This window comes from Methylobacterium sp. CM6247, from assembly GCF_054817925.1.
This window is the reverse complement of sequence record NZ_JBTXKX010000003.1, coordinates 1,734,054-1,756,319: the sequence shown is the minus strand read 5'-3', so window position 1 is coordinate 1,756,319 and position 22,266 is coordinate 1,734,054. Positions and strand designations below refer to the sequence as shown.

Annotated in this window: 22 protein-coding genes; 12 read left to right on the top strand and 10 right to left on the bottom strand. The window is 65.3% G+C overall.

Translation table 11 applies throughout. The features are described 5' to 3' along the window. Positions 1-149 precede the first annotated feature (149 nt). Positions 150-1,772: a Na+/H+ antiporter gene (locus ACYQOP_RS09065; protein WP_461222153.1), complete on the bottom strand. Its 1,623-nt coding sequence runs from the start codon at positions 1,770-1,772 to the stop codon at positions 150-152. Between ACYQOP_RS09065 and ACYQOP_RS09060 the strand changes: the two genes are divergently transcribed. From ACYQOP_RS09060 to ACYQOP_RS09035, 6 genes are all read left to right on the top strand, one after another. After that, positions 1,771-1,929, top strand: a complete 159-nt coding sequence (locus tag ACYQOP_RS09060) for a hypothetical protein (RefSeq protein ID WP_461222152.1) — start codon at positions 1,771-1,773, stop codon at positions 1,927-1,929. The two genes, ACYQOP_RS09065 and ACYQOP_RS09060, sit on opposite strands and share 2 nt — an antisense overlap. A gap of 118 nt (positions 1,930-2,047) precedes the next feature. Continuing rightward, positions 2,048-2,989, top strand: a complete 942-nt coding sequence (locus ACYQOP_RS09055) for an IS1595 family transposase (RefSeq protein ID WP_461222150.1) — start codon at positions 2,048-2,050, stop codon at positions 2,987-2,989. 23 nt (positions 2,990-3,012) lie between these two features. Then, positions 3,013-4,923 (top strand): ATP-binding protein, encoded by a 1,911-nt coding sequence (locus ACYQOP_RS09050; protein WP_461222149.1) that lies wholly within the window; start codon positions 3,013-3,015, stop codon positions 4,921-4,923. 211 nt (positions 4,924-5,134) lie between these two features. Next, positions 5,135-5,584, top strand: a complete 450-nt coding sequence (locus ACYQOP_RS09045) for a hypothetical protein (protein ID WP_461222148.1) — start codon at positions 5,135-5,137, stop codon at positions 5,582-5,584. A 451-nt stretch (positions 5,585-6,035) separates the two neighbouring features. Continuing rightward, positions 6,036-7,175, top strand: a complete 1,140-nt coding sequence (locus tag ACYQOP_RS09040; RefSeq protein ID WP_461222147.1) for an HPP family protein — start codon at positions 6,036-6,038, stop codon at positions 7,173-7,175. Positions 7,176-7,192: 17 nt separating this feature from the next. After that, on the top strand, positions 7,193-7,357 hold the full coding sequence (locus ACYQOP_RS09035; protein ID WP_461222146.1) for a hypothetical protein: 165 nt from the start codon (positions 7,193-7,195) through the stop codon (positions 7,355-7,357). A gap of 5 nt (positions 7,358-7,362) precedes the next feature. On the opposite strand, the gene ACYQOP_RS09030 is transcribed toward ACYQOP_RS09035, so the two are convergent. The 3 genes from ACYQOP_RS09030 to ACYQOP_RS09020 all read right to left on the bottom strand — a co-directional run bounded on the left by ACYQOP_RS09030 (position 7,363) and on the right by ACYQOP_RS09020 (position 10,911). After that, complete coding sequence (locus tag ACYQOP_RS09030) at positions 7,363-8,004, bottom strand: HD domain-containing protein (protein ID WP_461222145.1); 642 nt, start codon at positions 8,002-8,004, stop codon at positions 7,363-7,365. A 307-nt stretch (positions 8,005-8,311) separates the two neighbouring features. Beyond that, the gene (locus tag ACYQOP_RS09025) at positions 8,312-8,818 is read right to left on the bottom strand and encodes a hypothetical protein (RefSeq protein ID WP_461222144.1); all 507 of its coding nucleotides are present in this window, start codon (positions 8,816-8,818) and stop codon (positions 8,312-8,314) included. Beyond that, a complete protein-coding gene (locus ACYQOP_RS09020) occupies positions 8,818-10,911 on the bottom strand; it encodes a M48 family metalloprotease (RefSeq protein WP_461225254.1) in 2,094 nt (697 codons plus the stop codon). The genes ACYQOP_RS09025 and ACYQOP_RS09020 overlap by 1 nt, the downstream gene beginning before the upstream one ends. Positions 10,912-11,235: 324 nt before the next feature. Here ACYQOP_RS09020 and ACYQOP_RS09015 point away from each other — a divergent pair, with 324 nt between their 5' ends. Continuing rightward, complete coding sequence (locus ACYQOP_RS09015) at positions 11,236-11,499, top strand: hypothetical protein (protein WP_156467622.1); 264 nt, start codon at positions 11,236-11,238, stop codon at positions 11,497-11,499. 20 nt (positions 11,500-11,519) lie between these two features. On the opposite strand, the gene ACYQOP_RS09010 is transcribed toward ACYQOP_RS09015, so the two are convergent. After that, positions 11,520-11,792: a hypothetical protein gene (locus ACYQOP_RS09010; RefSeq protein WP_156467623.1), complete on the bottom strand. Its 273-nt coding sequence runs from the start codon at positions 11,790-11,792 to the stop codon at positions 11,520-11,522. 436 nt (positions 11,793-12,228) lie between these two features. After that, positions 12,229-13,161: a LysR family transcriptional regulator gene (locus ACYQOP_RS09005; protein WP_461222143.1), complete on the bottom strand. Its 933-nt coding sequence runs from the start codon at positions 13,159-13,161 to the stop codon at positions 12,229-12,231. Positions 13,162-13,375: 214 nt separating this feature from the next. Here ACYQOP_RS09005 and ACYQOP_RS09000 point away from each other — a divergent pair, with 214 nt between their 5' ends. From ACYQOP_RS09000 to ACYQOP_RS08990, 3 genes are all read left to right on the top strand, one after another. Continuing rightward, positions 13,376-14,677: a dicarboxylate/amino acid:cation symporter gene (locus tag ACYQOP_RS09000; protein ID WP_461222142.1), complete on the top strand. Its 1,302-nt coding sequence runs from the start codon at positions 13,376-13,378 to the stop codon at positions 14,675-14,677. A 127-nt stretch (positions 14,678-14,804) separates the two neighbouring features. Continuing rightward, the gene (locus ACYQOP_RS08995; protein ID WP_056422132.1) at positions 14,805-15,641 is read left to right on the top strand and encodes a bifunctional allantoicase/(S)-ureidoglycine aminohydrolase; all 837 of its coding nucleotides are present in this window, start codon (positions 14,805-14,807) and stop codon (positions 15,639-15,641) included. Next, entirely contained in the window at positions 15,641-16,153 is a 513-nt protein-coding gene (locus tag ACYQOP_RS08990; protein WP_419953029.1) for an ureidoglycolate lyase, read from the top strand. The genes ACYQOP_RS08995 and ACYQOP_RS08990 overlap by 1 nt, the downstream gene beginning before the upstream one ends. Before the next feature lie 48 nt (positions 16,154-16,201). On the opposite strand, the gene ACYQOP_RS08985 is transcribed toward ACYQOP_RS08990, so the two are convergent. From ACYQOP_RS08985 to ACYQOP_RS08970, 4 genes are all read right to left on the bottom strand, one after another. Continuing rightward, entirely contained in the window at positions 16,202-17,020 is an 819-nt protein-coding gene (locus tag ACYQOP_RS08985) for an outer membrane protein (RefSeq protein ID WP_461222141.1), read from the bottom strand. Between the two features lie 231 nt (positions 17,021-17,251). Continuing rightward, positions 17,252-18,157, bottom strand: coding sequence for an NAD(+) diphosphatase (gene nudC / locus ACYQOP_RS08980; protein WP_419953031.1), 906 nt, complete (start codon positions 18,155-18,157; stop codon positions 17,252-17,254). Then, a complete protein-coding gene (locus tag ACYQOP_RS08975) occupies positions 18,157-18,573 on the bottom strand; it encodes an HIT domain-containing protein (RefSeq protein WP_056422142.1) in 417 nt (138 codons plus the stop codon). The genes nudC and ACYQOP_RS08975 overlap by 1 nt, the downstream gene beginning before the upstream one ends. Before the next feature lie 59 nt (positions 18,574-18,632). Continuing rightward, positions 18,633-20,039 (bottom strand): aminotransferase-like domain-containing protein, encoded by a 1,407-nt coding sequence (locus ACYQOP_RS08970; RefSeq protein ID WP_461222140.1) that lies wholly within the window; start codon positions 20,037-20,039, stop codon positions 18,633-18,635. A gap of 173 nt (positions 20,040-20,212) precedes the next feature. On the opposite strand from ACYQOP_RS08970, the gene aptA reads away from it, so the two are divergent. Next, positions 20,213-21,562, top strand: coding sequence for an omega-aminotransferase AptA (aptA, locus tag ACYQOP_RS08965; RefSeq protein ID WP_461222138.1), 1,350 nt, complete (start codon positions 20,213-20,215; stop codon positions 21,560-21,562). A 68-nt stretch (positions 21,563-21,630) separates the two neighbouring features. After that, entirely contained in the window at positions 21,631-22,020 is a 390-nt protein-coding gene (locus tag ACYQOP_RS08960) for a tautomerase family protein (protein WP_056422151.1), read from the top strand. Positions 22,021-22,266: the final 246 nt, after the last annotated feature.

Below are 22,266 nucleotides of genomic sequence, written 5' to 3'. Positions count from 1 at the left end.
GCGCCGCCGGATCTCGCATTCCCGCGCGTCTCCCGGACCGAGACGCGACGAGAGCGCTCTCCGCCGAAGTGAATGCCGGTTCGGCGAGAAAGAGGGCGGCAAACAAAGGCCTGGAGATGTGCCCCGACCCAATGGGGTCGGGCGCAGCTCTAGGCGACGAGACGCGCCTCGATCAGGTCGATCTCCCGGACGAGCCGGCGCAGAAGAACGTCGTCGATGGCTTGCGAACGGCGCAGGCGGTAGAGCGCCTGGCGCTCGGCATCGATGCCCGCGAGGCGCAGGCGCTTCTCGGTGAGCGCCAGTTGCTTCACACGGCTGACATCCTTGCGGGGCGTCTCCGTCGGCGCTTCCATGCCTTCGTAGCGATCCATGGCGCGGGCGCCGGCTTCCACCGCAATGGAGGCATCCTCCTGCTCCTCCACGAGGCGATGCTGCAGGGCCTCGATCGCCTTCACGGCGTCGTCGCGGGCCGCTGCCCGGGCCGCATCCTCCTCGGAATCGTGGCTGGGCTCGGGCGGGAGGCGAAGCCCGCGCAGGAGGGGCGGCAGGATCGTGCTCGCGACGAGGAGGGAGGTGAGGATCACCCCCATCGCCAGCAGGATGGAGAGGTCGCGCGCGGGGAACGGCGTGCCGTCCGCCAGGGTGAGCGGCAGGGTCAGGATACCCGCGAGGGTGATCGCGCCCTTCACGCCCGCGAGGGTGGTCGCGGCCACGAGGCGCAGGGTCGGCGCCTCTCGCCGGTCGCCGTTCCGGCGCGCCTTCATCAGCACGAACTGGAGCGAGACCCAGACCCAGACGAAGCGGATGGCCATCAGGCCGGCGGTGATGGCCAGGATCCAGGCGACGAGCCAGCCCGCGCCCTCGACGTCGGACTGTTTGGCGGCCTCCCGCAGGACCGCCGGCAGCTGCTCGCCGAGCAGGACGAAGATCGAGCCGTTGGCCGCGAGGGCGACCGTGTCCCAGACGGCGGTGCGCCGGACGCGTGTGGCCCCCAGGCTGCGCCCCTGGATCTCCACATAGGTCATGGCGATGCCGGCCGCGACGGCGGCGAGGATACCGGAGGCGTGGACATGCTCGGCGGCCAGATAGGCGCCGAACGGCGTGAGCAGGCTGAACAGGATCTGCAGGCCGGGGTCCTCCCCCGTGCGCCGGCGCAGGAGGTCCTGCGCGCCCATGAGGAGGAAGGTCGTCGCGGCGCCGATGCCGATGCCGCCCAGCGCGAGCCAGACGAAGGTTGTCGCAGCCTGGGGCAGCGAGAAGGTGCCCGTGAGGGCGGCGGCGATGGCGAAGCGCAGGCAGACGAGGCCGGTGGCGTCGTTGAGAAGGGCCTCGCCTTCGAGGATGTGCATGAGGCGCCGCGGGACCGGGGCCTGCGCCGCCACGGACGAGACCGCGATGGGATCGGTCGGGGACAGGACGGCCGCCAGGGCGAAGGCCACCGCGAGGGGAATGCCCGGGATCATGACGTGGATCAGCATTCCGATGCCGAGCACGGTCAGGACCACGAGGCCGAGCGCGAGGGCCAGCACGGTCTTGCCGTCCCGGAACAGGTCGCGCTTGGGAATGCGCCAGCCGTCCAGGAACAGGAGCGGGGGCAGAAAGACCAGGAAGAAGATTTCGGGGTCGAGCGACGTGCTCGGCAGCGGCCCCAGGGCCAGGGCCACGCCGATGGCGATCTGGATCAACGGCAACGGCAGCGGAAGCAGGCGGCCGAGGGCGCCGCTGACGAGGACGGACAGCAGCAGGGCCAGGACGACGGTAACGCTTTCCATGCGCCTCTTTCATGGTGGAGCCGGTGGCGGTGTCGATGCCTCGGCGGTGTGGCGTCATAGGGGCGCGATGGCGCGTCGTGGCCATTACCGCCTGCGGGGCATCGTAGGGCGCAGCGGCGCCAACCTCCTCGGATTACCCGCATCGGCGATGGCATGACAGTGATTGATGTGACGGTTTTCGGCGTCCGTAGGGAGGAGAGAGGCCGAAATCTCAGACGATTGTGTAGTTTGCAAACCCAGCCTGGTTGAGGTACAACCTTGGCAGGAGTTCAGCGATGTCCGTTCTCAGCCAGCCCCAGTTTTATTGCGAAGAAGCCGCCTTCTCTTGGCTTGAAGCGACCCTTTGGCCGGAGGGTCCGGTTTGCGCTCACTGCGGCGGCATGGGCCGGATCGGCAAGATCAAGGCGAACCCCGAGAAGCGCATCCGCATCGGCCTTCACAAGTGCGGCGACTGCAAGAAGCAGTTCACGGTGAAGGTCGGCACGGTGTTTGAGCACGCTCGGCTCCCGCTCCACAAAATGCTGCAGGCCGTGCATCTGATTTGCTCCTCCAAGAAGGGCATCAGCTCCCACCAACTCCACCGAATCCTTGAGGTTCAGTACAAGACGGCGTGGTTCCTCTCCCATCGCATCCGCGAGGCCATGCGTGATGGGGATATTGCTCCCTTCGGCAGCGGTGGCGGCATTGTCGAGGTCGCTGAGACCTTTATCGGCAACGACCGCACCGTGAAGCCCAAGGGCAAGAAGAAGAGTCGAGGCTACGTTCATAAGGATAAGGTGCTGAGCCTAGTGGACCGCGATACGGGCCAAAAGCGTTCCATGGTCGTCGATGACCTCAGCGCCAAGACCCTGCTTCCCATCCTCAAGGAAAACATCGCCAAGGAAGCCCGTGTGATGACCGACGAGGCGGGCCAGTACGGCAAGCTATCCGCGACCTTCACTGGCGGCCACGGCTTCACCCGGCACGGTCAGGGCGAGTACGTCGGCCTCGTGGGCCGCACGATCCAAACCAACACGATCGAGGGCGCGTTCTCCGTGTTCAAGCGCGGCATGAAGGGCGCCCACCAGCACTGCGGCAAGCAGCACCTGCACCGCTACCTCGCCGAGTTCGACTTTCGGTATAACAACCGAGTTAGGCTCGGTTGTGGCGACGCGGAGCGCGCCGAGAGAGCACCAAAGTGTATCGTCGGCAAACGCCTTACATACCGCTTGGCCTAACGCGTTCCGGATCGGCTAGGAAGATGATAAGGAAAGAAAAGGTTTCGCAACTCATCAAAGAGCTTAACGCTACTGATGAGACCGAGGAATTAGAGGCCAAGGAACAGTCTGGTAATAATATAAGCAAAACAGTATATGTGACTATTTGTGCGCTTGCGAATGAGCCAGATTTGGGGGGAGGAACCATCCTTCTTGGTGTAGAGAAAGAAGAAGCACTTTTTCCTTTTTACAGTCCGGCAGGCATTAAAGATCCTGACAAGCTGTCATCAGACCTTGCTTCAGCTTGCTCAACGATGTTTAATCAACCATTGAGGATCGACATAAGACCCGAACAGATCGGCGACGCCATTGTTATCAGAATTGATGTTCCCGAACTGCCTGCTACGCAAAAGCCAGTCTATTTTCGTGCCACAGGTCTTCCAAGAGGCGCATTTCGCCGGATTGGCCCGACCGATGTTCACTGCACGGACGAAGACCTTCACTTATTTTATCAAGGAAAGGGTGGAGATCCATTCGATATCAGGATCGTAAAGGACGCCTCGATTGAAGACATAGACTCAGTAGCATTGGCAGCCTATCGCTCCGCAAGAAAAGAAGTTAATCCACTGGCCGAAGAGCTCAATTGGTCTGATGAGGATCTTTTGTTTTCGTTGGGGGCAATTAAGCGATTTGATGACAATATACGTGTTACCAATACGGGTCTTTTGACTTTCGGTAAGTCTACTTCGCTCAGAAGATTATTCCCAACACATCGAGTGGATTATGTAAGGGTCCGGGGAACGGCTTGGTTCAAAAGCTCGGATGAGCCAATGGAGTCCCTCGATATGAGAGGGCCATTGATGACGCTCATTCCACGGATCATAGCGGCTGTATCTGATGATCTTCCGCGAACTCTAGATGTGGACGGAGGGAGATCGGGCCAAAGATCTGAAATTCCGGTTTTGCCTTACCGGGTTATTCGTGAGTCTGTCGTCAATGCATTGATGCACCGGAGCTACCAGACCTTTCAGCCTATACAAATCATACGGTATGCGAATAGAATAGAGATTAAAAATGCCGGTCACTCTCTGAAGTCTCAAGACAGGCTAGGAACTCCGGGCTCCGCTATCAGAAATCCAACTATTGCAGCAATTATGCATGAGACCAGATTTGCCGAAACGAAGGGAAGCGGCATAAGGGTTATGCGCGCTCAGATGGTTGAACGAGGGCTTTCGGCGCCAACGTTTGAAAGCGACCGCCATTCTGACGAGTTTTCGGCAACTTTCTTATTCCACCATTTTTTGAACGAAACTGATTGGAATTGGCTCTCCAGCTTTTCTGAACTAAAACTGTCTGAAGAGCAGATGAAAGCTCTCATCTTTGTCCGTGAGGTCGGCGCAATCAATAATTCGACATATCGGAGTTTAACCCATGCTGACACGCTGTCGGCTAGCAAAAGCCTGCGGGCGCTCCGTGAGATGAATCTTTTGAGCGATAGAGGTAGCGGCGCGAAAACTCACTATATTGCTGGCTCCGAGATGTTAGCGAGAGAGATCGCTCAAAATTCTAGAGTAAAATCAACGACTTCACAATCAAGCTCCCATGATAGCGATGCTAACATGGATGCTAGCTCCCATGATAAGGGGGTGAGGCTTCAGGACATGCCTTATGTACTCCGCAAAGCAGTAGTCGCAATGCACTTGCGAAAGCGAGTTTCCCCTGAGCAGGCCCAAGAACTAATTGCGCACTTGTGCACTTGGAGAGCGTTATCTTCCGCTGAGCTAGCTGAGATACTGGATAGAACCCAAGTGCATCTTTCTCAGAAGTACATAAGCCCGATGATATCTGATGGTCGCTTAAGGTATTTTTACCCAGAAATGGTTCATCATCCAGAACAAAAGTACGTGACTGATAGTACCCCGATACGACCAAAGTCAGGGCGGCGCCGCAAGTAGGAGGTTAGATAGTGTCAAATTCTAGACCGAGCGGAACCAAGCTAATAGCTAAGCCCGATGCAGAGAAGCCAACAACTGATGATGGGCTCACGCAGTCCGAGCGCTTCATCAAAGCCGCCCAGGAACTCGGGACCGATGATGATCCCGAGCGATTTGCCGAGCGCGTGAGGAAGCTCGCGAAAGCCCCGGCTAGCACGCTGCAGAAACAGTCATGAAGGATACTCGCTTTCAGCGCATTGGAGCGACTAGCAATGCAGCGGTTGGGCGAGCGTTTGAAGACGCGGTCAAGGGCCACTACGCCCGCATCGGCATTGAGCTTGAGCGCGACCTCTCTGTCTTAGTCGGGGTCAGCAATCATAAAAAGCTTCACCGCTTTGATCTTGGCTCAAGAAATCCACCGGTGATTATCGAATGCAAATCCCACACTTGGACATCGGGCGGGAACACGCCTAGCGCTAAAATGACTGTGTGGAATGAGGCTATGTATTATTTTCATGTAGCACCACCTGAGTTTAAAAAGGTTTTGTTTGTGCTAAAGCATGAACGACAAGGTATAAGCCTTGCTAATTATTATGTTAAAACGCATGGGCACCTCATCCCAAGCGATGTTGAGCTCTGGGAATTAGAGTTTGAAACTTGTAACGAAAAGCGCATTTGGTAGGAGACACAATTGCTGCGATCATCCTTATAATACAAGCGCCAGCCCAATCCCCGCAAGACCCGTCAAAAAGCTTAAACATCTAATATTCAGAATCCACAATACTATCGATGCGATGCCAATAACAATCATGCCTGCGATTATTTTTTCAACCAACTCGCTTATTCCATACGGTCGCTCATCCACTCCAAGGCCGGGTCAACTTCGTCAGATTTCAAACTGACCCATCACCCCGCAGTAAGGAGCGAGGCCGAAATCGTAAGCCCCTCTAGGGCCAAAGCGGGCCGGGCTCCGCATTCGACTCCCAATCTGCCTCACCAGCAGGCAGAATGCCTATCGAGATTGCAAATCTCGATGCGGCCTGTAAAACTCCATCTGGTATACCAGAGCCGTGAGCCTGCCAGGGCGGCGCTGATCGGCGGGGCGGGTGGTCGCACGGGGGGAGAACGAGAGGATGTCCAACATTGCCGGTCCTGGACGTCGTCTCGGCGACCTGCTCGGATCTCGCCTGTTTCGGCCGATCCTGGCGGGGGCGACGCTGCGCGAGCGTCTCATCGCCTGCCTCGGTGCTCTCCTGGGCATCGCGCTCACCGGCCTCGTCAGCGGCTGGATCGTCGGAGAGGGGCCGCACATTCCCCTGATCGTCGCCCCGATGGGAGCGACCGCGGTGCTCCTCTTCGCCGTGCCGGCGAGCCCGCTCGCCCAGCCCTGGCCGATCATCGGCGGCAACACGATCTCGGCCCTGATCGGCGTCACGGCGGCCTATTTCATCCCCAACCCCGTCCTGGCCATCGGTGTCGGCGTCTCGCTCGCCATCGCGGCGATGTCGTTCACGCGCTGCCTGCATCCGCCGGGCGGTGCCGCCGCCCTGACGGCGCTCATCGGCGGGCCGGCCATCGCGTCCTCCGGCTTCCTGTTTCCCTTCGTCCCCGTCTGCCTGAACTCCCTCATCCTGGTCGGCCTCGGCATCGCCTTCCATCGGCTGTCGGGGCGGCAATATCCGCATGTCCCGCAGGCGGCGCCCGTCAACGTCCATGGAACGGCCGATCTGCCCGCTCCGCTTCGCGTCGGCTTCAATGCCCGCGACGTCGACGCGGCGCTCGAGTCCTTGAACGAAACCCTCGACATCGACCGGACCGACCTGGACCGGCTGCTCCGCGAGGTCGAGAGCCAGGCCATGTCCCGCGCCCATGGGGAGCTGGACTGCGGCACGGTCATGTCGCGGGACGTGGTCACGATCGGCGTGAACGATTCCGTCGCGAAGGCGCGCGAGCTGCTGCTCAAGCACAACATCCGGACCCTGCCCGTGGTCGACGGCGCGGGCCGGCTCGCAGGCACGCTGGGCCTGCGCGAGCTGGCCTTGCGGGGCGACGGGGCCATCGCGCAGGTCATGTCCGAGGCCAGGACCGCCATGGCGGACGAGCCGGTGCTCTCGCTGGTCGAGCCGCTGAGCAACGGGCGCACGCATGCGGTGGTGGTCACGGCCGAGGACCGCAGCATCCTCGGGATCATAACCCAGACCGACCTCGTCGCGGTCCTCACGCGCCTGGTCTCGAACAAGGCCTTCGCAGTGCCCACGCCGCACGCGGCGTGATCTATAGGTCGGAGAGCATGGCCCGGTTGTTGCGTGGAGAGGGTGTTTCCCCCTCACCGTACCAGCACGGGTTCGGGCCGATGCACGACACGCCGCTTCTTCTCCACCTCCTCTACGTGATCCTGATGGCGTCGAGCATGATGATCACGTGGCAGGTCCACCGGCTTCTCGGCCGCGCCTGAGCGCGTTACCCTCCGGCCCGAAGCGCCGCCGCCTCGTCGGCGAGGTTGGCTCGGGCGGCACTCTCCAGGCGATCGTGGAAATGCCCGGTCTGGTAGAGACGGGGCCGGTCGAGAAACCGATCGAGCACGCCCGCGCGCCCGATCCTCCAGGCCGCGTCGGGGACCATCGCATATTCCCGCCGGATCGCCGCCGCATAGGCCTCGTAGATCGCCCGCGGAGCGCCGAGCACCGCGAGGTCGAGATCGAGCATCAACCGCGTTTCCGGGTCCTCGCTGGGTCCATGCGCGGCGGTCGCCCGGATCATCGCGACGGCCGAGCGAATGCCATCCCGGCCGAGGCCGGACCCCGAGCAGGTGACGAGCAGGTCGGCGCTCCGCGCCTCGTTGTCGGAGCGGGCCGGATCGTAGACGGCGTCGTGGAAATAGATGGCGAGATCGATGGCGTCGCCGTCGAGCCCCGAAACGTCGGGCAGCCCCCGCACGGCATCGTGCCCCGCGAGCAGAGCCCTGACATGGGGCCAGCCGTGGTAATGCCGCGCCGCCTCGCCGTAGCCGGCATCGAGCGCCCGCCATGCGGCCTCCGCGCCGGCCCCTCCCACCGCCCGTGTCCAGACTCCGTCGAAACGTTGGCGCAGGCTTTGGTCCATGCGGAACCTCGGTTCGGAAAGCGGGGGCGATGGGGGCGTGAGGTCCGTCGCCCACCTGTGTGACCGGAACGCGGCGCGGTTTGCCGTCATCGGCGCAACGCCGCGCCGATCCGCCATGGTCGCGCCACGCTCAGGGTGGCTCAAGAGCTTGCCGGATCACGCGTTTTCCCGCGCTCGGGTGGCTGCCGCCCCCTCGCGCGCGGCGCCATCCGTCGCGACGACGAAACACGCCGAAGGCCCGCCGCGTGGCGGTGGGAAACGGGGTCGCGTCCGAGCGAAATCCCGGCTCGCACGACCGGTCCCGCCGTCAAAGGCCCCCCGAGGCCGCCCGCCGGTTGCGGACCATGCCGGCGATCGCCAGCACGATGATCGCCGCGATGGCACCGGTGATCGCCAGGAAAGTCAGGGTGCGATTCCACAACCGGTCGAGGCCGAGATCGGTGGTGACGAGGTCGGGCCGGGCCGGATCGGCCATCACCCGGATGCTGTAATCGCCCACATGAAAGCCACTGAACACGTAGTTCACCCGGCGCGCGACGGCTCCGGTGGAGGTGCGCAGGTTCAGCGTCGCGTCGCAGATATGGAGCACGATCTTGGCGCTGCACTTGCCGTCCGTCACCCGCGCGTCGGCGACGGGATGGGCCGTCTCGCGGACCTGCCAATCCGAGAGCAGCGGCGGCGCCGTGTAGACGAGGCAGGCGGCTAGCAGACCCGCCAACGCCACGAGGCCGAACAGCGTCCAGAGGATATTACCCCAGCCCTGACTCGGAGGGGGAAGGCGCAAGGAGGCCGGGCTTTTCGCAGGGGTGGTCATCAAAGCGAGCCTCGTCTGGCGTCGTGTATGGGAGGGGCCGGGGGCGAGCCGGCCTCCGCGAGGATGCGGCGCGCCTCGGCCGCGTGCCGGTAGCGGCCGATCAGGTCGGCGAAGTCCTGCAGCGTCATCTTTCGCGGAAGACCGGCCCTGATCGTGACGATGCGGCGCTTGGGGTCGAGGCGGATCTTCCGGCCCCCCGGCACCCTCTGCGGAAAGAGCGCCTCCGGCGGCAGGAGCAGGCGCCTGACGATTCCCGTCTGCTGTAGCGTCATGTCGAGGTCGGCCATGTCGTCCCACGGAATGGCCCGGTCCAGGCCGGGGATCACCAGCGCTTCGGGCCGCAGGATCATCGTGGTCCGCTCGCCCCGCCACAGCCTGAACAGGCCAAAGCCCCCAAGCATAGCCCCGCAGGCAAGGGAGACTGCCGCTACGAGGCGCGCCTCCCAGGCCGACAATCCCGGGAAGCCGAGGGTCACCAGAGCGAGAGCGAAAGTGGCGAAGAGCAGGCCGGTGACCGCGAGGACGATGGCGCCGGGCCGGCTGTTCTCGCGCAGGATCCGCTCGTCGGTGTCGATCGCCGCCGCCGTCGCCTCCAGATGCGCCCGCACGGCCGCGTCATGCTCTTCCACCGCCCCGCGGAAATCCGCTGTGGCCGCCCGGCACAAGCCGGTGGGGTCGGCGAAATAGGCGGCGAGCTGGCCCAGCGCGTGCGGCGGCGGCACGATGGCAGAGGCGGCCAGGAGTTCGGCATCCAGCGTCCTGCCGAGGGCGGCGATGCGCTCGCGGGTCGGCGGATGGGTGTCGGTGGGGTGGGGCTGCTCGGCCTCCAGATGCGCGGCCGGGTCGTCGAGCCCGCGCGCGATCACGTGGTCGAGGATGGCGGCGACGAGATCGGCGGGGGCCGATCCGGGCTTCTCGGCGGTGACATCGAGAATTTCGGCGATGCGCGGCTGAACCGCGCCGGTGCGGAGCAGCGCGCGCGCGGCGGCATCGGCCGAGGTCGGCCCGGCCCCCGCGGCGTCGGCGGCGAATTCCCGCGCCCGGCTCCAGTGCCGCACGGCGAGGTGGAACCGCTCCATCACGAAGGCGCCGAGGCGTAAGGACGGGGTCAGCAGCCCGAAGGATCCGGCATGCCCCTCAGCCACCGCGTCGAGGGAGCGCCCGACCCCGGCATAGATCGGCAGGAAGCGCTGGCTGTAGGCGGTGTCGCCGCCGGCGTAATGGGCGAGTTCGTGGCCGATGATCGCCGCCACCTCGTCGCCGCGCATCAGGGCGAGGTAGGGCAGCGGGAGATAGAGGATGCGGCCGGTCAGCCGCTCACCGCCCGGCTCCACCACGGCCGGCCCGGCGCTGACGAAGAAGCCCCCGGTGAGGCCCACCACCACGGCCTCGGGCTTGAGCGCTCCGAGCCGTTCGGCGAGCCCCTCGGTGAGACGCCACAGGCCTGGCGCTTCCGCTGGCGAGACGGTCCGGCCGAGGATCGGCAGCGGGTCGGGCTCGAACGCGGCGAGGGCCCGGCGCAGGCTGAGGACGGTCGCACCGGCCGTGACGAGGACGGCGACGACGGCCACAGCGGCGACCAACATCAACTTGATCTCTCCGCTGCCGAGGCCGGGTCGGGCGAGCATGCCGGCCTCGACGATCACGGCGGCGACGAACCCTCCGGCGGTGAGGAGGACCTGGACCGCGAGGATGGGAGGCAAGAGTCGTCGCACCAGGGAGAAGCCGACGACCAGCACGTCCCGCGAGCCCCGGCCCATCCATCCCAGGACGGCGCCGGCCAGGAGGACGAGGATCGACAGAGCGGCCGCGATGGCACCGGCCGCGACGACGAACGGCGGCAGGCTCCTGCGCCAATCCATCAGCATGGTCAGGGTGGTGGCCTCGTCGCGCGCCGCGCGGGCCTGAACGAGGGCAAGGGGGCCGCCATAGACTTGGCCGTTGCGGCGGAACTGCATGCGGAAATCGATACGGCCGTCCCGAGGCTGGCGCGCCTCAAGGTCTTCGACGACCCGCATCAGCTGCAGGCGTTCGGCATCGAGTTCGGCCCAATCGGCGGCGGCGCGCTCCTGTTCCCAGAGGCCGAGGAGCATGATGGCCAGGGGCAGCAGGACGGTGGCGGCCACGAGGCCGGCGAGAGAGCGTAGCCGCGACGGGGCGCGCGTGATCGTTGCGTCGGCGATGCCTGCCTCCCAGGATGCGTTCTAGCGCAAACGGGCATGCAGATAGGCCACTTCCTAGGAAAAATCACCCGTCAGGCTGCGGACACGATCCGGGCGACTCTGGCATGTCGATGCGGAGGGCGGCGTGGATCGTGTCCGGGGCGGGTTGCTCCATCAGCATTCGCCAGGGGTTCCAGCGCAGGAACGCTGCGGAAGCGCCAGGGTGGCCCCTGGGATGAGGTATGAAACTTCATTATGTGCCGCTCCGTATGGGGGCGGATGAATCTCGACGTCTTCCCAGGTTTCTCTACCCCGGCCCTCGCCTCCACAGAGGCCGATCTCATCGCCGCGGATGCTGAGTGGATCGCCGAATTGGCAAGCGTGTTCGGCTCCGACAGGATCGACGAGATGGCGGCTCAGCGCGCGGGCCGGGGCGAGGAGGGAAGTCGCCTCCGGCATCTCTACGACGCCCGTGAGAGCGCCTTGGCGGCATGGCGCGCCGCGCGTGGTATGGATTAGCCGCGCCGGCTCCAGCCGGGTCAGAAACGGGGACTGGCCGTCATTCCCAATGCTGCACCCGACCCCGCAAGGCTGACGCCCTTCTTCGACACACGGTGTCCATCGCCGTAGGTGGGAGGCGTGTAGCCCTGTCGGGATTGCCGGTGGATCGCGTCGCCGAGGTCGCCGGCGACCTGTCGCAGGGTGGTTGCTTGGCAGGATGCGGCGACCTGCGTCGCGAGTTCACGGGTATGGCTCCGGCCATAGAGGAAGGCGGCGAGGCGCGCCCGGGTCCTCTCGGGAATGCCCGCCACCAAATCGGGGATGGCGTCCGCGTGAGCGCGGTATATCTTCCCAAGCTGATCGCCTGAGACAGGGCAATCGTCGTTGAAATCTTCGATGCCGATCGAACGGGCCTGGAACACTCGGGTACCTGCAAGTTGGGTTGCCCCGACACTGCGATGCCGTGGTTAACGAATGGTGCTCACGCCCTCCGATCGGTGAGAAGTCATTAACAGACAGTGGGGCGGCAAATCTTCACAGGCCGCGTCTCAATCGATCCCGTCGTCTCGGGCTCGCCCCTGAGCGTGGCGTGATTGCCCGGCTGAGGCGCGGTCTTAGGGATCTTCATGAGTTGGAAGGCGCAGACGCAACAGAGGGCCAGCGAAGCCAGCCAGAGGGCGCATCGTGCGGTTTTGACGGTTTGTTTCGACATGGCAGCCAGGGTGGGCCCGATTGGTTAGCCAAAGTCTAAGACCGCTCTACGCCGCTCCCGACCGAAGGCCGGTCTCGCCGCAACTCGGTAGCCAAGCGCTCCGCGTCGCTTCGCATCAGAGCCAGGAAATTTTGCGCCATCGGCCCCGACCGCAGATGATAGAGGGCGTGGACATCCGCCGACAGGATCGGCGAGACGACGGGCCGATAGGTGACGTTCGCATGGGCGAGCTTCGCCACGAATTCCGGGATCAGGGCGACACCGAAACCCGCCGCCACGAGGCTGGTGAGCGAGGCGGCTTCCACCGCCTGCTGCGAGATCGTCGGGTAGAAACCGGCGCCGATGCAGCATTGCAGGATGTGCCTGGCAAAGAGCGAATCCCGCAGACGCAGGAAGACGAACTTCTCGTCCTTCAGACAGCTCAACGTCACCGATTCGGTGGTGATGCTGTGGCCTTTAGGCAGGACGACGTTGATTCCCTCGCTCCAGGCCAATTCGCTCGTCAGGTCCGGGTCCTGCGGCGGAGTTCGCAGGAAGTTGATGTCCGTCTGCCCCGATTTCAGCGCAGCGATCTGCTTGTCAGGCGACATCTCATGGATCTGGATATCGACTCCGACGAAGGTCTCCTGAAACTTATAGATCAGTCCGCCGAGCGGTCCGGCGAGCATGGAGCCCGTCAGGCCGACATTGAGCACGCCGACGCTGCCGCAGCCGATGGCATGCGCCCGCTCGGTGGCGTCCTGCGCGCTGTGGAGAATGGCCTTGGCCCGGACCAGGAAATCCTGGCCCGCCTGCGTGAGCGACACGCGGCGCGTCGTCCGCTCGAGCAGTCGGGTTCCGATCTCGGTTTCGAGATCGCGGATCTGCTGGCTCAGCGGCGGCTGCGCCACGCCGAGAGCATCCGCCGCCGCTGTAAAGCTGAGCTTTTCTGCGACGGCCACGAAGTAGCGGAGGTGGCGAAGTTCCATGACCGCCATTCATACGCTGAGCCTCTTAATGGCGATGAAAGATATATTTGACGGCTGCCTCGGGTCGAACAATGCTGCGCTCGGCGATGGGCGAGGACATGTAATTCCTGCATGACTCCGCAGGACGTCCCACCTCCTGTCAGTGAATCTTCCGATGCACCGGGGCCGGGCACGCGGAGCGACGAACGGCCTGAAGCAACGGTTGGAGGTTCGCATGCGGCGCTTCTTTGCGTCCCTGTTCGGTCAGGTGGTCTCGGCCCTCGTCCTCGGGATCGTCCTCGGCATCGTATGGCCGGATTTCGCCGTCGCCCTGAAGCCCCTCGGCGACGGGTTCATCAAGCTGATCAAGATGGCGATCGCGCCCCTGGTCTTCGGTGTCGTCGTGCACGGCATCGTCGGGGCGGGGGACCTGCGCAAGGTCGGCCGGGTCGGTCTCAAGGCGCTGATCTATTTCGAGGCGGTCACGACCCTGGCCCTCGTGCTCGGCATCGTCCTCGCCTACGTGTTCGCGCCGGGGGCCGGCATGAACATCGATCCCTCCACTCTCGATGCCAAGGCCATCGCCAGCTACACCGACCGGGTCGGGCAGGTGACAGGCACCGTCGACTTCCTGATGAAGATCATCCCGACCACGATCGTCGATGCCTTCGCCAAGGGCGACATCCTCCAGGTCCTCATCATCGCGATCCTGTTCGGTTCAGGACTGGCGCTGCTCGGCGAGCACGGGCAGCCCCTGGCGCAGAGCATCGAGCGGATCACCGCCGTCCTGTTCAAGATCATCGGCTTCATCGTGCGGCTGGCCCCCCTCGGTGTCCTCGGCGCCGTCGCCTTCACCGTCGGCAAGTACGGCATCGGCTCCCTGCGGCAGCTCGGGATGCTGGTGGCCCTGTTCTATGTGGGCGTCGCCTTCTTCGTCTTCGTCGTGCTCGGCGCGATCCTGCGCGCGGCCGGCTTCAGCATCCTGAAGCTCCTGGCCTATCTGCGCGAGGAACTCATGGTGGTGGCGGGCACGGCCTCCTCCGACAGCGTGCTGCCGCAGATCATGCGCAAGCTCGAACGGCTCGGCATCCGCGATTCCACCGTCGGCTTGGTGATCCCCACGGGCTACTCGTTCAACCTCGACGCCTTTTCCCTCTACCTCACCCTCGCCACCGTCTTCATCGCGCAGGCCACCAACACGCCCCTGTCCTTCGGACACCTGATGCTGATCCTCGGCATCGCCCTCCTGACCTCCAAGGGCGCACACGGCGTCCCCGGATCGGCCATCGTCGTCCTGGCGGCGACCCTGTCGGCGGTGCCGGAAATCCCGGTGATTGGGTTGGTGCTGGTTCTGTCCATCGACTGGTTCGTCGGCATCGCCCGGGCGCTCGGCAACCTCATCGGCAATTGCGTGGCGACGGTGGTCATCGCCGCCTGGGAGGGCGATATCGATCGGGCTCAGGCCCATCGCGTCCTGAACGGAGAGGTCGCCACCGACACGGCGGCGGTGCTCGATAGCCCCCTTGCCAAGGCGTAAGCTCCGGGACGACATCCGGCGCGCCCAGGTCGGAACAGGCCAATCCGGGTCCGCCCTGGCACGATCCGCGCTGGGCCCGCGACGTTAACGGCTCGAACGAGTCGCATGAATTGTTGGAGACGAGCCCGTGACCGCCTCTTCCTATAACCCGCCCTGCGGTGGACTGCCGCCCCAGACCGCGCTGATGACCGGCCGGGCCGTATTCACCGAAGCCTATGCGGTCATCCCGAAAGGCGTGATGAGCGACATCGTCACCAGCGTGCTGCCGTTCTGGGACGACACCCGCGCCTGGATCCTGTCCCGCCCGCTCTCCGGCTTTTCCGAAACTTTCGCCCAGTACCTGATGGAAGTCGCGCCCGGCGGCGGCAGCGAGCGCCCGGAACTCGACGCCCGCGCCGAGGGCGTGCTGTTCGTGGTCGGCGGTCATGCCAGCCTCGTCCTGGAGGGGGCCACGCATGCCCTCCGCTCCGGCAGCTATGCCTATCTTCCTCCGGGCGCCCCCTGGACGTTGCGCAATGACGGCGGCGAGCCGGCCCGCTTCCACTGGATCCGCAAGGCCTACGAGCCCGTGCCGGGCATCGATGTGCCCCCCGCCTTCATCCGCCACGATTCCGAGATCGAGCCGCGGGGCATGACCGGCACGAACGGTGTCTGGGCCACGACCCGCTTCGTCTCCCCCGACGACGTGCGCCACGACATGCACGTGAACATCGTGACGCTTCAGCCCGGTGCTTCGATTCCCTTCGAGGAAACCCATGTGATGGAGCACGGGCTCTTCGTGCTCGAAGGCAAGGCGGTCTACCGGCTCAACCGCGACTGGGTCGAGGTGGAGGCCGGCGATTTCATGTGGCTGCGCGCCTTCTGCCCCCAGGCCTGTTACGCTGGCGGCCCCGGTCCCTTCCGCTACCTGCTCTACAAGGACGTCAACCGCCACCCGGCTCTGACACCGCGCAGGATCGGGTGATGAGCGCCCGCCACATCGTCGCCCGCCCGCTCACGCCCGAGGCCTTCGCCCCGTTCGGGACGGTCATCGACAGGGCGGCCGTCGATCCGCGCCCGATGAATGCCGGCATGGCGCGCCGCTTCCACGATCTGGCGGAAATCCGCGCCATCGGCGAGGGCGCGCGGGTGGTGATCGGCCTCGTCGAAGCCGAGCCCTATCCCCTGCCGCTGAGGGTCGGTCTCATCGAGCGCCATCCCCTCGGCGCGCAGGCCTTCGTGCCGCTGAACGACGCGCCGTTCCTCGTCGTCGTGTGCCCCGACGAGGACGGGCGGCCCGGACCACCACAGGCCTTCGTCACGGCGCCGGGCCAGGGGGTTTGCTACGCTATCGGCACGTGGCACGGCGTGCTGACCCCCTTCGGTGCGCCCCAGGAGTTCCTGGTGATCGATCGCGGCGGGACGGGCACCAACCTGGAAGAGGTTCGGCTCGACGAGCCTTGGACGGTCGCTCTGCCGACAATGTCGGAGGGATAAGCCGCCGCGATGCCCCGGAGGGCATCGCGAGCCGGATGTCCCGATGGCTCAGGAGCCGAACTTGTAGTTCAGCCCGACCCGGACGACGCTTCCCTCCGACCGAAAGCGCGAGGTCGCCTCCACGAGGGACTGGGCGAGTCCGCTGGAGCCCGTCAGCGGGACGCTGCGCTTGCCGAGATCGTAATGCAGGTATTCCACCTTCAGCGTCACCGCGGAGGAGCGGAAGACGTTGAGGAAACTCTCGGTCGGCAGGGCGTATTCGATGCCCCCGCCATAGGCGAAGCCGGTCTCGAGACGGTCGATCCCGCCGGCGAAGAGGTCGAGGGTCGAAGTTCCCCCTAACTGCAAGCTCGACGCGTTCTGGTAGTTCACGTTGCCGTAGGCGAGACCGCCGGTGCCGTAGACCAGGACGCGATCGAACGCGTAACCGAGCCGGCCGCGCACGGTGCCGAGGAAATCGAGGCTCTGACGCGTGGTGGTCACCACGGCCGAATCGCTGCCCGACCCGAAGATGCCGCGCGACCTGCGCTTGGTCTCGTCCAGGTCGGTATAGGCAATGTCGGTCTCGATGCCGAGGACGAGGCCCGCGCCGGGGGTGAACTGGTAATTGTACCCGGCCTGACCGCCGGCCACGAAGCCTTCCTGCCGGGAGGACAGGGAGGCGATGCCGGCGCGCTCGATGAAGAGATCGGCGTTGCTGCCATTCACCGAGGTCGCCGCCGTGCGGACGGTCTGCCGGTCGGTGAAGCCGTATCCGGCCTGCACACCGGCGTAGAAGCCGGTCCAGCTGAAGCTCGGAAGCGGCACGAAGACGGGTGGCGGCGCAGCGCGGCGGGGTAGGTCCGCCGCAGCCGCGGTCCCGGTCATCAGCCCGATTATCGCGCCGACACCCAACAAAACTTTCGCCATCTTCCCCTCGCCGCCTCCATTGACGGCAGCGACGTGAATCAACGGAGCGATCCTGGGATAGTGCCGGGAAGACACAATTTCGGACCGATCGTCCGAAATTTTTAACCATGACGCGACGTGGCTAACTCCTCCTCGGGGAGGTACAAAAATGCCACTGCCGTGAGTCTGTCGACCGGTTTCCACAGCCCATTAAAGCCGCTCCTCGACGAAGGCACGCATGAGCAGATGAGCGATCGCCATAGGCGGCGGCACGGTCAGTCCCTCGCCATGGGTGCCGGCGATCATCGCCGCCACCTCGTTGCGGGTGAACCAGCGGGCGTCCGCGAGCTCTGCCGGATCGATGGTGATCGCTTCGTCCAGGGCCTCCGCCGCGCAGCCGATCATCAGCGACGACGGGAACGGCCAAGGCTGCGAGGCGTGGTAGGTCACCGCGCCGATCCTCAGCCCCGCCTCTTCGAGGGTCTCGCGGCGGACCGCGTCCTCGATGGTCTCGCCGGGCTCCAGGAAGCCGGCGAGGCAGGAATACATCCCCTCCTTGAAGCGCGGCGAGCGGCCGAGCAGACAGGTTTCTCCACGGCGGATCAGCATGATCACCACGGGATCGACGCGGGGGAAGTGATGGGTCTCGCAGGTCGAGCATTCGCGGCGGAAACCGCCGGCGGCGAAACGGGTGGCCGTTCCGCAATTGGCGCAGAAGCCGTGGCGGGCATGCCAGGCCAGGATGGATTTCGCCGTGGCGAGGAGGCCGAGTTCATGCGGCGCTACCGCATTCTCGGCGGCGAGGCTGCGCAGGTCGGTGGTGCGGAAGCCGGGATCGGACTCGTACCCGTCGGCGGACTCCGGCGAGACCGCGCAGGCGAAGACCGGAGCCCCGTCGAGGCGGCCGAGGAAGAGCGTGAGATCGGCGTGACAGGCACTCGCCGCCTGCCCGGAGGGGAGGAGCGCCGTATCGCCGGCAAGGACGATGCGGTCCCCCGCCACCAGCACGATCCGCGCATCCGGCGCGTCCGGCTTCGGCACGAGGTCGCTGCTCTCGGCCGAATGGCGGACGAGCCGGCTTTCCGCATAGCCGAGTTGGTCGAGGCGCGCACTCATCAGGCGGCCGCGAACAGGGCGCCGATGCGCTCGATCATCTGGGCGCGGGCGTGGTGCGGATAGGACTGGCGCGTGCCTACGCCCCAGACCGGCGAGGGCCAGGCCGGATCGGACAGGAAACGCCCGATCACATGGACATGGAGCTGCGGTACGACGTTGCCCAAGGCCGCGACGTTGACCTTGTCGGGCTTGGCGAGGGCCAGCATCACGCCGGTGGCGATCCGGATCTCGTCCATGAGGTCGCGCGCATCCTCCGCTGACAGGTCGGTGAGTTCGCTGGCACCCGCCCGGCGCGGCACCAGGATCAGCCAGGGAAACCGGGCGTCGTCCATCAGCAGGACACTGCACAAGGCGAGGTCGCCCACCGGCACGGTGTCGGCGACGAGGCGCGGGTCGAGGGTGAAATCGTTTGTCATCGCCGCTCAAGCTGGGATGCGTTGGGAATGCGGAGTTCTCGCCGGTTCGGCCTCGTAAGTCACGCGGGCGCGGGCCGCTCGGTGTCGAGGAAGCGGAACAGGGCCGGCGCGTTGGCATGCGCCACGTTGAAGCGCAGCCACGGGGTCGGCTCCTGATCGGCGCGGAACAGGTGTCCGGGGGCGAGCATGATGCCCTTCGCGGCGGCCCTTTGCGCGAGGCCGGCCGTGTCCGGATCGCCGCCGAAGCCGGCCCAGAGGAAGAGCCCGTTGGCGGGGCGGTGAAACAGCGACAGGCCCACCGAGAGCAGGGCCTCGGCCACAATCTTCTGCTCGGCGGCGAGCTTTTCGCGGAGCCGCGCGATGTGGAGGCGGTACTGGCCTTCCGTCAGGATCGAGTGGACGATGCTCTCGGAGATTTCCGAGCTCGTCAGGCTCGCCGCCATCTTCATGCGCAGGAGCCGCTGCGCATTCTCGGGGTTGCAGGCGAGATAGCCGACCCTCAGGGCGGGCGAGATGGTCTTCGAGAAGCTGCTGATGTGGATGACGCGCGCGAGCTGGTCGAGGCTGGCGATGCTGGGCGCCGTCTCCTCGACGAAGCTCGCATAGATGTCGTCCTCGACGATCTGGAAGTCGTGTTTCTCGGCGATGCGGAGGATCTGGTAGGCGGTGGCCGGCGAGCAGGACGTCCCGGTGGGGTTGTGGAAGCTCGTATTGGTGAAGAACAGCTTCGGCTTGTGCCGCTCCGCCAGTGCCTGGAGCGCGGGGATCGACGGCCCCTGGAGGGTCCGCTCGACGCCGACGATGGTCACCCCCATCGCGTGGAGCGAGGGGTAGAGGTTGCAATAGCCAGGATCGTCCACGAAGGCGACGTCGCCCGGCTGGAGGAAGGTCCGCATGGTCAAATCGAGGGCCTGGCTCGCCCCATGCGTCAGCAGGATCTGGTCCGGCTCGCACTCGATGTTGCGCTGGGCAAGGAGCAACTGGATCGCCCGGCGCAAGGGCGCGTGGCCGAGGGGATGCCCATAGCGCGAGACCAGCCGGTCGGGGCGCCGCGCCAGGGCCGCCAGGGCCTGCTTGATCCCGTCGGCGAACAGGTGGCTGTCGGGAAGCCAGCCGCAGCCGGCTTTGACGGTGAAAGCGTCCTCCTCGTAGACCCGCTGGAGCAGCCAGCCGGAATCCACCGAGATCTGCACGGGTTTCCGCCGGGGGACGACGGATTTGCGATCGAGCAGCCGGGCCGAGACGAAGTATCCGCTCGCGCGTCGGGCTTCGAGCAGGCCGTCCGCGACCAGCCGATTGTAGGCGTTCGAGACGGTGAGCGTGCTCACGCCGCACTGAACGGCCAGCTTGCGCACCGAGGGCAGTCGGGCGCCCGGCGCCACGCCTCCGCTGCGGATGCGCTCGGAGAAGGCCTCCACCAACTGGGCGACGAGGGGGGCGGTGCTGGCGGGGTCGAGGCTGATCATGGGCCGTCATCCACGGGCGAGGCCGGTCTCGGCGATCCGACTGTATGGGCGGGTGAACAGATACAGCTGCGCGTGCCAACCCGCCAACTGTCGATAGTCGGTGAGCCAGGGCCGGGCGATAACGCAGCGCGGCGAGGGTCGGGATCTTGCATCGCGGATCGGCGGAGAGACACATGGATCATGCGATCATCGATCAGGCGGCGGACCGGCAGCTCAATGTCGAGCCGTACTGGATGCCGTTCACGCCCAATCGCCATGTGAAGGCCGACCCGACGCCGCGCATCATCACCTCGGCGACGGGCGCCTATTACCGCACCGCCGAGGGGCGCGAGCTGTTCGACAGCCTGTCGGGCCTGTGGTGCTGCCCCCTCGGCCACGCCCAGCCGCGGATCGTCGAGGCCCTGCGCCGGCAGGCCGAGACCCTCGATTACTGTACCGCCTTCCAGATGACCAACCCTGTGACGCTGCGGCTGGCCGAGCGTATAGCCGACATGGCCCCGGACGGGCTGGACCGGGTGTTCTTCACCAACTCCGGCTCGGAGGCCGTCGATACCGCCCTCAAGATCGCCCTTGGTTATCACCGCCTGCGCGGCGAGGCCGGCCGCTTCCGCATGATCGGCCGCGAGAAGGGCTATCACGGCGTCGGCTTCGGCGGCATGTCGGTGGGCGGCATGGTGGCCAACCGCAAGATGTTCGCCACCGCCATGATCCAGGGCGTCGACCACCTGCGCCATACCCACGATTATGCCGAGATGGCGTTCTCGAAGGGCCAGCCGACTTGGGGCGCGCATTTCGCCGACGACCTCGAACGGATGGTGGCGCTCCACGATGCGGGCACGATCGCCTGCGTCATCGTCGAGCCGCTGCAGGGCTCGGCCGGGGTCATCGTGCCGCCGCTGGGCTATCTCCAGCGCCTGCGCGAAATCTGCACGCGCCATGGCATCCTGCTGATCTTCGACGAGGTGATCACCGGCTTCGGGCGGCTCGGCGCGCCCTTCGGCGCGGACCGCCTCGGTGTGATCCCGGACATGATCACCTTCGCCAAGGGCATCACCAACGGCATCGTGCCGATGGGCGGCGTCATCGTCCGCAAGGAGATCTACGACACGTTCATGACCGGGCCGGCCGCGGCGGTGGAGCTGTTCCACGGCTACACCTATTCGGGCCATCCCCTGGCGGCGGCCGTCGCCCATGCCTCCCTCGACCTGATGGAGGAGGGCGACCTCTTCGCCCGCGTGCGCGAGTTGGAGCCGATCCTCGAGGGGGCCGTCCACACGCTGCGCGACGAACCGGGCATCAAGGACATCCGCAATTTCGGCCTGACGGCGGCCGTCGATCTCGAACCGACACCGGGCCAGCCCGGCGCGCGCGCTCTGCGGATCTTCGAGCGCGGCCTGCGCGAAGGCATCCTCCTGCGCTTCACCGGCGACACCATCGCCATGGGCCCGCCCTTCATCTCGACCCAAGCCGAGATCACCGGCATGATCGAGATGCTGCGCGGTCTCATCCGCGCCGAAGCCTGACCGGCGGCCGGCGCACTCCCGATAGACGGCCCGTGACCCGTTCCATTCTCTTCAAAGGTTGAACCGACATGCCCCTGATGCGCTTCGATATCCTGGAAGGCCGCACCGATTCCGAACTGAAGACGCTCCTCGACGCCGCGCACGAGGCGATGCTGGAGGCGTTCAACGTTCCGCCGGGCGACCGCTACCAGATCGTCACCGAGCACAAGCCCTCGCGGATGATCGTCGAGGATACCGGGCTCGACATCCCGCGCACCAAGGACGTTGTGGTGGTCCAGATGATCACCCGGCCGCGCGGCAAAGAGAAGAAGCAGCTGTTCTACCGGCTGCTGACCGAGAAGCTCGAAGCCGCCTGCGGCATCGCCCCGGCCGACGTCATGGTCTCGACGGTGGAGAACACCGACGAGGATTGGTCCTTCGGCCACGGCCGGGCTCAGTTCCTCACCGGCGAACTCTGACAATCGTTTGAGTTCTTATTCTAGAGCTTAACCTCATCCTGAGGTGCCGCGTAGCGGCCTCGAAGGAGGCTTCCAGGGATCGGGAGACGACTGGAGGGCTCCTTCGAGGCCCTTTGCTCAAGCAAAGGGCGCCTCAGGATGAGGTGGTCTGCTGGGATGATCTGCTCTGGCACAAGCATCCGCTGGAAAACCCGATCAAACAGGCCCTGGGCGGGTTTCGCAACGAGGGTCGCCGCTTCTGCGGCC